This is a genomic window from Bacteroidota bacterium (genome assembly GCA_016711505.1).
Taxonomy (GTDB): domain Bacteria; phylum Bacteroidota; class Bacteroidia; order AKYH767-A; family 2013-40CM-41-45; genus JADKIH01.
In genome coordinates this window covers 259,849-272,189 of record JADJSV010000002.1, presented here as the reverse complement: position 1 = coordinate 272,189, position 12,341 = coordinate 259,849, and the positions used below count along the sequence as shown (strand labels likewise).

The 12,341-nt window shown below is 38.1% G+C and carries 15 protein-coding genes; 7 read left to right on the top strand and 8 right to left on the bottom strand.

All coding sequences use genetic code 11. The annotated features are described in order from the left end of the window. Positions 1 to 20 precede the first annotated feature (20 nt). Complete coding sequence (locus IPL24_04820) at positions 21 to 596, bottom strand: RNA polymerase sigma factor (GenBank protein MBK8363010.1); 576 nt, start codon at positions 594 to 596, stop codon at positions 21 to 23. 143 nt (positions 597 to 739) lie between these two features. Between IPL24_04820 and IPL24_04815 the strand changes: the two genes are divergently transcribed. Continuing rightward, the gene (locus IPL24_04815; protein MBK8363009.1) at positions 740 to 2,023 is read left to right on the top strand and encodes a DUF2157 domain-containing protein; all 1,284 of its coding nucleotides are present in this window, start codon (positions 740 to 742) and stop codon (positions 2,021 to 2,023) included. Next, the gene (locus IPL24_04810; GenBank protein ID MBK8363008.1) at positions 2,013 to 2,567 is read left to right on the top strand and encodes a GDYXXLXY domain-containing protein; all 555 of its coding nucleotides are present in this window, start codon (positions 2,013 to 2,015) and stop codon (positions 2,565 to 2,567) included. The genes IPL24_04815 and IPL24_04810 overlap by 11 nt, the downstream gene beginning before the upstream one ends. Before the next feature lie 127 nt (positions 2,568 to 2,694). On the opposite strand, the gene IPL24_04805 is transcribed toward IPL24_04810, so the two are convergent. Continuing rightward, the gene (locus IPL24_04805; protein ID MBK8363007.1) at positions 2,695 to 3,042 is read right to left on the bottom strand and encodes a hypothetical protein; all 348 of its coding nucleotides are present in this window, start codon (positions 3,040 to 3,042) and stop codon (positions 2,695 to 2,697) included. A 147-nt stretch (positions 3,043 to 3,189) separates the two neighbouring features. Beyond that, on the bottom strand, positions 3,190 to 4,641 hold the full coding sequence (locus IPL24_04800) for an NAD(P)H-hydrate dehydratase (GenBank protein ID MBK8363006.1): 1,452 nt from the start codon (positions 4,639 to 4,641) through the stop codon (positions 3,190 to 3,192). Positions 4,642 to 4,888: 247 nt separating this feature from the next. On the opposite strand from IPL24_04800, the gene IPL24_04795 reads away from it, so the two are divergent. Both IPL24_04795 and IPL24_04790 read left to right on the top strand, forming a co-directional pair. After that, a complete protein-coding gene (locus IPL24_04795; GenBank protein MBK8363005.1) occupies positions 4,889 to 5,026 on the top strand; it encodes a hypothetical protein in 138 nt (45 codons plus the stop codon). A 6-nt stretch (positions 5,027 to 5,032) separates the two neighbouring features. After that, on the top strand, positions 5,033 to 5,581 hold the full coding sequence (locus IPL24_04790) for a DUF1361 domain-containing protein (GenBank protein MBK8363004.1): 549 nt from the start codon (positions 5,033 to 5,035) through the stop codon (positions 5,579 to 5,581). 13 nt (positions 5,582 to 5,594) lie between these two features. On the opposite strand, the gene IPL24_04785 is transcribed toward IPL24_04790, so the two are convergent. From IPL24_04785 to IPL24_04775, 3 genes are read right to left on the bottom strand one after another with little or no spacing between them, the layout of a single operon-like run. Next, positions 5,595 to 6,005 carry a hypothetical protein gene (locus tag IPL24_04785; GenBank protein ID MBK8363003.1) on the bottom strand — a complete coding sequence of 137 codons (411 nt, stop codon included), beginning with the start codon at positions 6,003 to 6,005 and terminating at the stop codon, positions 5,595 to 5,597. Between the two features lie 50 nt (positions 6,006 to 6,055). Next, positions 6,056 to 7,738 carry a urocanate hydratase gene (hutU, locus tag IPL24_04780; protein MBK8363002.1) on the bottom strand — a complete coding sequence of 561 codons (1,683 nt, stop codon included), beginning with the start codon at positions 7,736 to 7,738 and terminating at the stop codon, positions 6,056 to 6,058. 6 nt (positions 7,739 to 7,744) lie between these two features. Next, positions 7,745 to 7,909 (bottom strand): hypothetical protein, encoded by a 165-nt coding sequence (locus IPL24_04775; protein MBK8363001.1) that lies wholly within the window; start codon positions 7,907 to 7,909, stop codon positions 7,745 to 7,747. 681 nt (positions 7,910 to 8,590) lie between these two features. Here IPL24_04775 and IPL24_04770 point away from each other — a divergent pair. The 3 genes from IPL24_04770 to IPL24_04760 all read left to right on the top strand — a co-directional run bounded on the left by IPL24_04770 (position 8,591) and on the right by IPL24_04760 (position 10,612). Continuing rightward, complete coding sequence (locus tag IPL24_04770; protein MBK8363000.1) at positions 8,591 to 9,475, top strand: pyridoxal-phosphate dependent enzyme; 885 nt, start codon at positions 8,591 to 8,593, stop codon at positions 9,473 to 9,475. A 100-nt stretch (positions 9,476 to 9,575) separates the two neighbouring features. Beyond that, entirely contained in the window at positions 9,576 to 10,475 is a 900-nt protein-coding gene (locus tag IPL24_04765; GenBank protein MBK8362999.1) for a glucosaminidase domain-containing protein, read from the top strand. Then, positions 10,472 to 10,612 (top strand): LysM peptidoglycan-binding domain-containing protein, encoded by a 141-nt coding sequence (locus tag IPL24_04760; GenBank protein ID MBK8362998.1) that lies wholly within the window; start codon positions 10,472 to 10,474, stop codon positions 10,610 to 10,612. The genes IPL24_04765 and IPL24_04760 overlap by 4 nt, the downstream gene beginning before the upstream one ends. A gap of 9 nt (positions 10,613 to 10,621) precedes the next feature. Here the strand turns inward: IPL24_04760 and IPL24_04755 are convergent, their stop codons facing one another. Both IPL24_04755 and IPL24_04750 read right to left on the bottom strand, forming a co-directional pair. Further along, positions 10,622 to 11,779: a hypothetical protein gene (locus tag IPL24_04755; GenBank protein ID MBK8362997.1), complete on the bottom strand. Its 1,158-nt coding sequence runs from the start codon at positions 11,777 to 11,779 to the stop codon at positions 10,622 to 10,624. Further along, positions 11,776 to 12,117 (bottom strand): hypothetical protein, encoded by a 342-nt coding sequence (locus IPL24_04750; GenBank protein ID MBK8362996.1) that lies wholly within the window; start codon positions 12,115 to 12,117, stop codon positions 11,776 to 11,778. Before IPL24_04750 ends, IPL24_04755 begins: the two co-directional genes overlap by 4 nt. Positions 12,118 to 12,341 lie beyond the last annotated feature (224 nt).

Sequence of the window (12,341 nt, the reverse complement as noted above, 5' to 3'; positions counted from 1 at the left end):
TTTTTAATAATTACTTGCGCTCACTTATAATGTTTTTTGTAATATTTTTCTAAAATCCGTTGCAACCCTTGTTTTGCCCTGAAAAGCAAGGACTCAACTGATGCAACTGAAATTTCCATTACTTCTGCAATTTCAGAATAAGATAAATTCTCTGTCTTACTGAGTAAAAATGCAATTCTTTGGCGTTCCGGAAGTTTTTCCAATGCACAGAAAAGAATTGCAGAAAGTTCTTTATTCTCTAAAACAACACCGGGGTGATTGAAATCTGCCGGAACACTAATTTCCTGATCATCCATTCCAAAAAGTTCCCTGAAAAAACCTGAACGCTTTTTCCTGTTCTTCTTTCTTAAAAATTCCAGTGATTTTGAAATCGTAATTCTATAGATCCAGGTGGAAAGTTTAGAATCTCCTTTAAAATTCCTTATCGATCTGAATAATTCAATGAAAACTTCCTGACTGACATCCTCCGCATCTTCTTTTGAAACAAGGATATTGACCGATGTATTCAATACTTGCGAAGAATAAAACTGAATAAGTTTTTCAAAAGCGACATCATCACCTTCCCGCAATTGCTGTATGAAAACTTGTTCGTCCAAAAGGTCCTTTTAGCTTAGATGACAATGATATAAAAAACTTGCGGACGAAAAATAAAAAGAATCGAAACCGAGTTAAGAAACTACCCCTTAAACCCTTTAATCCAAAGTTAATTTCACTTTAAGAATAATCCTATATTTATCACATGCTAAAAGACCTCCAGGAACTGCTCAATGCTAATGTGATTTCTCAGAGCACTGCAGATCAAATCACCGAATATTATAAAAACAAGAAAAACAAAGAACCCAACCGACTAATTGCTGTTTTTGGAATCGTCGGAGCAATATTGGTTGGAATGGGAATCATTCTGATTGTCGCTCACAACTGGGATAATTTTAATCGATTTACTAAATCACTTTTGGCTTTTCTTCCATTAATTGCAGGACAGATCTTAGCGGCTTATGCCATGATCAAAAAGAAAGATCAGAAAGTATGGATCGAAGGAACTTCTGCATTTTTATTTTTCAGTGTTGGTGCATGCATTGCAATGATCAGTCAGATCTACCACATCTCCGGAGAATTGCCCGACTTCATTTTAACGTGGATGCTTCTGGCTTTACCGCAGATATACATAATGAACTCGTCGGTTGCATCTCTCTTCTACCTTACAGGAATTAATTATTATGTAATGGAAGTTGGTTACTCACGCTTTTACTCTCTTGAGTCTTTGATCTTCTGGGTTCTATTGATAGCGATGATTCCGCATTACATTATGTTGCTGAAGAAAAAGGCAGAGAGCAACTATGCAGTTCTTCATAGCAGATTGATCCCAATTTCGATAATGATCGGACTTGGCTCCAGTGCAGAGAAGAATGAGGAATTGATGTTCATCGCATTCATGAGTTTGTTTTCTGCATTCTTACTGCTTGGAAGTTTACCCGTCTTTCATCGCACATCAAAGAACACTCAATCATTTTCATTCTTTGGGTTACTCGGAATAGTTGTTACTCTGATTCCACTCACCTTCGACTGGATCTGGCCAAATCTCTTTCGAAGTCTTGAACCATTGTCAGTTTTGATAAGAACATCTGAACTTCATGCAGTAGTCTTTACCACTCTTGCAGCATTGTTTCTACTTGTCCGTCACGATCACCTCCCGCTGACCAAGCACACAGCGATCTTCAAATTTTCATTCATTGTTTTTATAGGAATATTTTTTCTTGCTGCCATTTCTCCAGGATTTTCTCAATTGTTATCAAATCTGATGTTGTTATTCATAGGAATAAGAATCATTCAGAATGGAATTGCAGAAGATCATCTGGGAATTCTGAATTTCGGCTTGCTGGTTTTAGCAACTGCTGTAGCATGTAAGTTCTTTGACTCCCAATTATCTTTTGTGATCCGGGGATTAGTATTCGTCGCTCTTGGACTTGGTTTTTTTTACACAAATTATCTGATCATTAAAAAAAGAAAGCAGCATGAGCAATAAACGAATATACGTCTTACTGGCTTTACTTATACTGTTACAATTATTTGTACCGGCTAAAATGATCTATGATCATGAATCAATTCTATCGAAAGGAGAAAAATTCAAATTCAAAACTGCACCGATCGATCCTTCAGATCCGTTCAGAGGAAAGTATATTGTATTACGCTTTGATGCCAGCAGGTTTTATGTAACTGACAAAGGTCCGTGGTATTCCAATGAGGAAGTTTATGCAACTCTTGGAACCGACAAAGATGGCTTTGCAAAAATCAATAATGTTTACAGAACAAAACCTGAGTCCGGTGTTTATCTGAAAACAAAAGTGGATTACTTTCAGAACTATGAGGAATCAGATTCTGCTTATCTCAATCTGGATTTTTCTTTCAATATATTCTACATGGAAGAATCAAAAGCCGGCGCTGCAGAAACTGCATACTTCGAAGCTTCACGCGATACGAATTCTGTGGCTTATGCAAGTGTATCTGTTTTAAATGGGGAGGCGGTGATTTCGAATGTGTATATAAATGGGGTTGCCTTGGTGAAGTAATTTTTTTAAACACGGAGAAAAAGGAGGAAAAAAGGGAGAAAATGGAGACCTCTTTTTTCTCCCTTTTTTCCTCTTTTTCTCCGTGTTAAATAACAATTCGTACACTTTGAAATTAAAAAGTGTCGATTTACTTCTTAAACAAATATCTTGTAACGAAGATGCCGGTACTTTTATCTGCGCTATATACACCTGAATTAACTTCAGCCAGTTCCCAACCATCAGCTGTCATCTGATTTAATTTATCAGTGATCGTTTTATCGTTCTTGCGAACGTTACCGAAATTGATTCCAACCATTGAAAAAAAGTTTTCCATGTCAATTTCTTTAAACTCACCATTAGGATCAGTCGTAATCATTCTTGAACGACCAAGTCCTCCTGGAACTACTGATTCAATTGTTGTAATTTGCGTGTACTGTACCTGATTTTGCGACGGTTTAAAACCGAAAGTCACAGCAAGTGTGATCGCGCCGACCAAGAATGCGCCGGCAATTTTTAAATTAGTTTTCATCATGTGGTAGATTAATTTTTTGGCAAAAATAATAATCAGCCTTAAAAATAAATTAATTATGAAAAAAAATAATCTAATCTTCAAAGACCTTAAAAATATAGGGCAAATTTTCAATTACATCTCCGGTAAAATTCCGGCTTTACCGATTTTCTCTGCTAATAAATCTGCTGAATAGCCATGAATAAATACACCAAATACCGCCGCACTCTCCGGTGAATAGCCTTGAGCTAACAACGATGTTAAAATTCCCGTCAATACATCACCGCTGCCGCCTTTTGCTAATCCGGAATTTCCACTCATATTGAAGAAAACTTTTCCTTCCGGAGTAGTGATCGTCGTATATCTTCCTTTGCAAATAATAATTATTTTATGAATAGCAGATTGTGTTTTTTGTTTCTCCAGGCGTTCAAAACTATTTTCCGTCGGACCAAACAGACGCTCGAATTCTTTCGGGTGCGGAGTTAGAATACTGTTCAAAGGTAACTTTGTAAGCAGGTCGGGATGCTCGCTGATAATATTCAATGCATCGGCATCAATGACAATTGGCTTTTGTTGCTCCTTGATTAATTGAATCAATCCATCAACAGTTTCATTTGCTGTTCCTATTCCGGGACCGATTCCTATGGAATCATACAGATCAACATCCATGATCTCTGTGATCATTGTTTGATGTCTATCAGGCTTTAGCAATGCTTCAGGAAGACTACTATGAATAAGCATTGTTGCTTCATTCGGAACCTGAACTGTCAACAATCCTATTCCGCTTCGCATACACGCTCTCGCTGAAAGCACCGCTGCACCATACTTGCCTTGTCCGCCGGCAACGATCAAGGCTTTTCCAAATGTTCCTTTATGAGAAAACTCAGGACGCACTTTATAGTGTTTGCGCGCATAACTCAAATCAACAATTTGGGGCGCATCCTCATTAGACGATACACTTGCTTTATTCTTATAAATGTCGACCAACTTCCATTCACCTACAAACTCTGACGACTCCGGAAAAAACAATATTTGCTTCGGAGCTCCGATGGTAAGTGTTAAGTTTGCTTTTATTGCTTTGCCTGAAGAAAACGAATCTGCAATCAATCCGCTGGGCAAGTCAATAGAAATTACAAAAACTGCAAGTTCATTTATTACATCGATACAATCTGAAATAAAACCATCGACAGGTCTTGTTATTCCGACACCTAAAATTGCATCGACAACTAATTCTTCATCATTGAGGAAAATATCATTTGCATCTGTAATGAACTGAATATTTACATTCTCATTCTGCAACTTCTTTAAATTAATTTCGAAATTCTCAGACGGTTGCTTGCCGGTTATCAGAATCAAAACTCTGACTGATTTGAAATTTCCTAACTGCAGTCTTGCAATCGCTAAACCATCACCACCATTGTTACCGGTTCCACAGATGACAACTAAATGATTCCATTTACCAACAGGTGGAAAAAACTCACAGCATTTTTCTGCGGCGCGTTCCATGAGGTAAATTGAGGATATTGGTTCGTTTGTAATTGTATCTTGATCGGCTTTTTTTATTTGTAAGGCGGAGAGGATTTGCATTTGTGATTTTAACGAAGGTAGGTTTAAAAAGAGGAAAGCTCAAAGGTTTGGGCTAGAGATGCCAGACACTTAGATCACTAAAATTCGTCACAAGATCACTTATGGTAAAAGCATCACTTGTGCACTTGTGCCAAAAACTTAGTGATCTTAGTGTTAAAATTTTTTTAGCATTTATACTTAAGTATTCATTAACACCTCAAAAGAAAATATTGCCCCCAAACATCCGTTCATCACCAAACTCCCACACATGACCACAGACTTTCGCATTACCGGACAATCGGAAAAGATCAAGTCAGGAATACTTTTGGGTACGATGTCGATCTTTTGTTTCGGATTATCATTGTTCCGGTTTTATCTGACAGGAAATACAATGTTCCTCTTTTAAACTGGAATTTATTTCTGGCAGCAATTCCTGGGTACTGAGCATTTTTGGAATTTATCTGCGCACAGATCAAAAAGTATTTTCACTTTTTCATTACTCCTATTCAGCTGGCTCTTGTTCTTTCCCAATTCGCCGTACATACTAACAGATCTTATCCACCTGAAACAACGCGACACTTTTCCGGTGTGGTATGATTTAATTCTCATCCTTACCTTTGCATGGACAGGACTGTCTTTCGGCTTTTACAGTCTGATGGAAATTGAAAGTATTCTCAGAAAAAAATTCAATGACAATTTTATCAAAGTAATTTCCACTACGCTCCTTTTTGCAAGTGCTTTCGGAGTTTACGTCGGCAGGTTCCTCCGCTGGAATAGTTGGGATATTGTTAGCAATCCAACGGAACTGTTTAATGATATTTCACATCGGCTGATTTATCCAATGGAACACCCGAGAACCTGGGGCATTACAATAATAATGGGGATTTTCTTAAACCTTGCTTACTTTACTTTCAAAGATGGCCGAAAACTTAAAAGAGAGCTCGAAGAAAAACCTGCTTGAAGCGACAACAATATTATTTAGTAGCCGTAGCCGACCGATTCTCTATCGTCTGCCCATCATCAATTGTAAAAGTAAAACTCAACGTATTTCCGGAAATTGAACCGGTGCCTTCATAACGATCGGAACCGACTAATGTACTTACGATTGAAAGTGAGTTGCCGCTGATGTTTGCATAAATAAAATTTCCTGTTCCAACACCGTCGAAGTTGTTCAATACGATCTGATCTGCTGCACTGTTACTGGCAGTGATCTGCATATTAAAATTACGTGTGCCGCCACTTCCGGTTGAACTTCCTGACCAACTTCCTAAATATTTGTCTCTGTCAGTGGTCGATGGACCTGTATCTTCTGTCTTTTCACAGGCTGTAAAAAATACTGTACAAAGTAATACTGCGAAGAGATATCTTGAGGCTCTTGATTTCATTTTAAGTTGAAGATTGATTTATTCCTGATACGCAAATACCGCTCCAAACGTTATTTCAACCTTGTGTTAAGATCTAAACGGAATTTTCTTGCAGTATCTTTTGCAATATCATAACCGGCATCAGCATGGCGGATCACTCCCATTGCAGGGTCGTTATGCAACACTCTTTTCAGTCTGCGCTCTGCATCGGCAGTTCCATCAGCAACAATCACCATTCCTGAGTGTATTGAATACCCCATACCTACTCCACCCCCATGATGCAACGATACCCAACTGGCACCACCTGCTGTATTTATCAATGCATTCAGAATAGGCCAGTCAGCGATGGCATCACTTCCATCCAGCATTGCTTCCGTTTCACGATTCGGAGATGCAACAGAACCGGTATCAAGATGATCACGACCAATTACGATCGGAGCTTTTACTTTTCCTGTTCTTACCAATTCATTAAACGCTAAACCTGCCTTCTCTCTGTCGCCCATTCCTAACCAGCAAATTCTTGCAGGCAATCCCTGAAATGCAATTCTTTCACGCGCCATTTTCATCCAGCGATGTAATGATTTATTCTCAGGAAATAATTCCAGAATGACTTTATCAGTTTCGTAAATATCCTGCGGGTCACCTGACAATGCTGCCCAACGGAACGGACCTTTTCCTTCACAGAAAAGCGGACGAATATATGCCGGAACAAATCCGGGGAAATCAAATGCATTCTTTACTCCACGCTCTTGTGCACGTGCTCGTAAATTATTTCCGTAATCAAATGTTACAGATCCGCGTGATTGTAATTCAAGCATTAAACGTACATGCTCTGCCATAGAATCATACGCCATATCAATGTATTTTGCAGGATCTGTCTCGCGCAAAACATTTGCTTCTTCATTCGTCAATCCTTCAGGTAAATATCCGATCAACGGATCATGTGCCGAAGTCTGATCAGTCAATACTTCGGGAACAATATTTCTCTCGATCAATCTCTTCAACAACTTAACTGCTGTACAAATTACACCGATCGATTTATTTTCACCTTTCGCTTTAAATTCTAATGCGAGATCAATTGCTTTATCAAGATCTCTTTCGATAAAGTCAAGATATTTTGTGTCTACTCTTTTTTGTGCACGCCATTCTTCAACTTCTGCGGCCAGACAAACTCCATCAGCCATTGTCACAGCTAAAGGCTGTGCACCACCCATTCCACCGAGTCCTGCTGTTACAGAAAGAGTCCCTTTCAATGAACCACCAAAATGTTTATCAGCAACAGCATTAAATGTTTCATACGTTCCCTGTACAATTCCCTGCGAGCCGATGTAGATCCAAGAACCTGCTGTCATCTGACCATACATGATCAAACCTTTCTTTTCTAGTTCATCGAACACTTCCCATGTTGCCCACTTCGGCACTAACTGAGAGTTGCTTAAAATTACTCTCGGTGCATCTTTGTGTGAGGGAAGTATTGCAACCGGTTTCCCACTTTGGATCAACAATGTTTCATCATCATTCAAGTCTTTCAACGCTTTTACGATCAGATGAAAACTTTCAACGTTACGTGCTGCCTTTCCTCTTCCACCATACACGACCAGATCTTCCGGACGTTCAGCAACATCAGGATCGAGATTGTTCAACAACATTCTCAATGCCGCTTCCTGAACCCAGCCTTTACAAGAGAGCTTAGTGCCGGTTGGCGTCTTTGATGTACTTAGATCTAATTTTTCAGAGGATATACTTGTGAGCATGTTCGCTTATTTTTCTTTTTTGGATTTGGTTTTATTGAAGTCCCACGGACAATGTTTGCACCCGCTTTGACAACAATATCCGCGTTTCAGGTGATATTTTTCAGTAAAGATAATATAACCTTCGGGCGAGAGATAATAGTCTTCAGGATCAAATTTGTCTTGAATTGCCATGGAATAACAGTGCAATCAACGGTATTGTTTGATGATTGGCGGGCAAATTTATCAAAAAACAGTGGGTGGGGCAACTTGTTTAATTAAAGAATTTATAGGGTTGATTTGAAGGGTTTGGGGGATTTATTGAAATGCGGATTGCGGATTGCGGATTGCGGATTGCGATAATGCTTATGCGTTGATTTAAGGAATATAGAGGAATTGACTTTGTTACTTCCCGCGCTCCAGATATCAAACTCAAACTGCTGTACTTTCAACTACTCAATAAAAAGTGTCAGTGTGAATTGCAGTTTGGTAATGTTGAATGTCAATGAACTAACAATTATAACCAAAATAGCCTTGAGAAATTTAGATTTTTCGATGACTCATATTTAACCCCGGGGGCCGCGCAAAAAGCACTTCCCTTATGATCTTTCGTTATTCCAGGTAAAAGTAATTGTTGATTGTATAGTTTACTTATCGATTGTAAAATGTAGTATAGATAGTAAATTTAATATCGTAATAAAATGTATTATTGATAGTAAAAGTAGCTTACGCCATGCGCCGAGTCCCCTCGATTTCCCCTCACGCATGGCTATCCAGCTCGCGGCGGACAGCTTTTTTTAAATAGTCAAAGAACTTTATTTGAAATGTAAATCGGAACCGCATATAAGCAGGTGATTATATAAGTATTTTTGCCGGATGTTGAATCTCCAATCCAAGTCAATCCTTCAGGAAATCCGTCTACCGGAATCAGGAGATTTTAAAATTTCCGTTTTGCGCGAAGACCTTGTGCATCCTTTTACCGGCGGAAACAAATGGCGCAAGCTGAAATACAATCTGATCGATTTCAGAGAACAGAATAAAAAAGTGCTTCTCACTTTTGGCGGCGCATATTCAAACCATCTGATCGCAACTGCTGCTGCTACTCATCAACTTGGAATTGATTCTATCGGAATTGTTCGTGGTGATGAAATTTCAAATCCATGTATTCAATTCATGCTTGAAAATAAAATGAAACTGATTTTTGTTTCGAGAGAAGAGTACAGACAAAAAGATAATGCGGAATATATTTCCAATCTGTTACTAACATTGAAGAGTAAAGGAATTATAAAAGATCCTGATGATGTTTTTATTCTTCCCGAAGGCGGATCCAATCTTGCAGCAGTAGAAGGAACTTCAGAAATTGCAAATGAAATTCCTGAAGCCAATTATATTTTCTGCGCATGTGGAACAGGTGCTACAGTTGCCGGGATCTCAAAAGGTGTAAAACCCGGACAAGAAGTGCATGGAATTCCTGTATTGAAAGGTGCGCAATTCATGCAGAAAAATATTTCAGATTTGGGTGGCGATCTTTCAAAGATCACTTTGCATTACGACTATCATTTTGGAGGTTATGCAAAATCAACATCTGAACTCGATAATTTCTGCAGAGAATTTTATTTCCAAAACAACATTCAGATCGAACCTGTTTATACCGGAAAAATGTTTTTTGCAATAAATGATCTACTCAAAAAGGGAACCTTTCAGACCAAAAGCAGTATTACGGCGATCCATACAGGCGGAATTTTTCCATTTTATCCATAACTTTTAAGAATTTCAGGCAATTAATTACACTTCTAAGTGTATCTTACTACATTAAATCATCGTAATAATCTCACAAATAACCATCACAAAATTGCGTTTAATGACTATGAAAGTTTCATCCATTCTTGCCTTCTTTTTACTTATTGGCTTAAATTCAACTTTCGCTGCAGATCCAAAAGCAGCAAGATTGCAATACATTGCCGATCACAAAGAAGATGCTATCCGTGAAATGATCAAGTCCGGCGTGCCTGCTAGTATTACTATGGCTCAGGCTTGTCTTGAATCAAGTGATGGAAAAAGTCCGTTAGCTGTTCAGGCTAATAACCACTTTGGTATCAAATGCGCTAATTGGGTTGGACCTTCGTACATTCAGGATGATGATGAAAAAGACGAATGTTTCAGAAAATACAATACAACTTTAGAATCATACGACGATCACAGTAATTTCCTCAAAACCCGGTCACGTTATGCATTCTTATTTGAACTCGACAAAACAGATTACAAAGGCTGGGCGAAAGGTTTGAAGAAAGCCGGGTATGCAACTGATCCTGCTTATGCTACCCGTTTGATCAAGATCATAGAAGATTATCAATTGCATTTACTGGATACTCAGGAAGAACTTCCACTTTATGCTGACAGCAAGACTCCTGCTCCTTCACCAAATTCAAATACAAATACTACTACAGCTTCTAATAGCACTTCAACTGATGAAGTAATAGCTGAGTCTTATCCTAAAAGAGATATAAAAGAGAAACGGGTTTTTGTTCCTTCTGTTGAAGTTGTTGATGCATTTGCAACCCGCAAGGTAAAAGAGAAAAACGGAATTAAATATGTTATAGCCCGCCACGGAGATACATATGAAAGTCTTGCAAAAGAATTAAATCTCGGCTACTGGCAGTTACCAAAATATAATGAAGTTCGTGATGATGCAAATCTTTCAGAAGGTCAGATAGTGTACATCCAGCCAAAGAAAAAGAAAGCGATAAAAAATTCTATATAACAAAACCCGGAGATACTGTTTTCTCTATCTCTCAGGAATATGGAATTAAATCCAAATACATTTATAAGTATAACGAACTGAATGAAGGAGCTTCGATTCCTCCGGGAAAGAAGATATTACTGCAGAAAAAATCCTGAATCAATTAATTACAAGGTGACTTTTAGTATAAAAAACCTGTTCTGCTTATAAGCCGGCAATAAAATAGTGTCTTCATCAATCTGTTTAGCCGACTTGGGAATTATAACCACTTTTTCATTTTCATTGAACAGCACATCGGTTTTTTGTGCTCCTATTCCATCGACTGTTGTCATGAGCACTGATGAATCATCGTCGATATATTTGTTATAGAGAGAAATTATTTTTCCACTCACAATTGAACTTATATAAGAGGAAGAATATCCAGCATCATCGATAGAGTTCTGATCTTTTGACACAACATTATTCCACAAAATATCACCTGAAGGATTGATCGATAAGATCATTACGTTGCCATAGTGATAGTAGTAATGATAAACATATGTTTGCATGTAATAGTCCCAGTACGACCGCTCAGCGCGATTGAATGATTCAGCGAGTATTGCTACACCACCATCTCTGCGAACGATGAGACGATCAATCGTGTAATTGACAAGTTCTTTACTACGGCCGTCTTTTCTTTCTCCTATGAATTTCTGCATATACGATTCAGGGAAAGCCGAGTTCTGCGATGAAAGTTGAATAAGACTATCTTCCGAAAAGGCATTGTAAAATACTCCAGCCACTGAATATGTGGTCTTGTCTGAATAAAATCCTGCAGCAATTACCCGCTTGTTTACATTATCAATTGTGAAACCTACATCAGTCAAAAATTTAGTTTCACTTTTAATTTCTGAGTGAAGAACCTGATTCGTTTTCGAATTAAATCCATACAACTCATAAAACGCCTGGCCTTGTGTCTTAATACGTTTCTCAGTGGTATAATGAATTCCAAGAACAAAGAAAGACGCCTGATTAGAAAATAAAAATGATACCGGAATATAGGTATTTACAGAAGCTTCGATATCTATTTGTTTTTTATAGCGGACATTGAAAGAAGTATCCATGACAAGCACCTGATAACCCTGAAAATTTTTATCAGTGCTCACTTTCCGGTAAGAGAATGCAATCGACAATTCATCCTGTGAATTTATAATACCGGGTTTGTCGTCTTCATCAATATCGTTTGCAATAAACTGATCAACTTCTTTTGGCTTATTGACCCAGTTTCCTCTGTTGTCTAAAGCCTGAATATAAAAAGTAAACGTTTTCTCTTTTCTATTATTCAAAAAACAACGACCACTACTCTGCCATTGTTCATTTGCACATCGGCAATATGACCATCTTCAAAAGAAGTTAGCAGCTCTTTTTCCCAGAGTAGTTTCAGATCCTCACTTAAGTATTGAAGAAAATAAACTCTGCTCTTAAATCCGGAACGGTCACGATCTGTTTCAAGAGAGATATTACTTCTCAATACATAAATATTCCCTTCTTCATCCGAACCCAATACACGCATGTAGCGAGCATTTTTATTTTCCTTTATCTCTTCCGAAAATTTAATCGTCTGCGAAGAACTTAATTCAACAAAGACTGAAAGAAACAAGAAAGTAAGCAATAACTTTTTCATAGCGTAAAGGTAGCAATTCGATTTTGTAATTCGTAATGCGAAATTCGTAACACGAGTTGCGAATGATTTGAGCCCTTCTTCGTCTTATATGCTGAAATCCGCCTATTCTAAGACACTGACATATGCAAATTTTCAGCTAGTTGTTGAAAATTTTTTCTCCCGCAGATCCCGCAGATTAAGGCGCAGATAAATCCGCAGATAGTGTTCGTCGAAATTATACCAGA